We start from the raw sequence: 690 nt of genomic DNA, 5'->3' as shown, positions 1-690 counted from the left end.
GGGTCGTCCGGGACCGCGGCCGCCGGGCCGACCGCGGGTGCCGGGAGCGCGGGTGGGGCCGACGGTTCGGCCATCTCGGCCGTCGCGCGCGAGGATCTCGTGGGCGTGGGCGACCAGGCCGAGGTGCTGGAGCAGTGGCTCTCGCTCGCGCTGGACCGGTCGGAACTGCTGCGGACGCTCGGCGCGTCGCCGCACCTCGGGGTGCTGGTGGCGGGGCCGCCGGGGGTCGGCAAGGCGACGCTCGTGCGGTCGGTCGCGGGCGCCCGGCGTCTCGAGGTGATCGACGGGCCGTCGGTCGGCTCCCTCGACCCGGCGTCGCGGTTGGAGGCGGTGCGGGCGGCCGCCGAGCGCACGCGTGAACACGGCGGGATCCTGCTGGTGACCGACGTCGACGCGCTGCTGCCGGCCGAGTCCGAGCCGGTCTCCACCCTGGTCCTGGACCGGTTGAGGTCGGTGGTCGCGGCCCCGGGTGCGGCGCTGGTCGCGACGTGCGTCCGGCCGGAGGACGCCGACCCCCGACTGCGCGATCCCGACGTGTGCGACCGCGTCCTGGACCTACCGCTGCCCGACGCCGCCGACCGCGCCGCCCTGCTGGCGGTCATGCTGCGGGACGTGCCCGCCGCGGACCTCGACCTGTCCGCCGTCGCCGATCGCACGCCCGGCTACGTGGCGGGCGACATGCGGGCGCTG

At 77.8% G+C, this 690-nt stretch carries 1 protein-coding gene; it reads left to right on the top strand.

What is annotated here, in order from left to right; translation table 11 throughout:
• The coding region (locus HMPREF3086_RS04195; protein WP_141763988.1) for an AAA family ATPase at nucleotides 1-690 on the top strand (690 nt) is incomplete at both ends.

The organism is Dietzia sp. HMSC21D01 (assembly GCF_001815995.1).
Classification (GTDB): Bacteria; Actinomycetota; Actinomycetes; order Mycobacteriales; family Mycobacteriaceae; genus Dietzia; species Dietzia cinnamea.
Note: the sequence above shows the minus strand (reverse complement) of the source record. Positions and strands in the feature narration are given on the sequence as shown.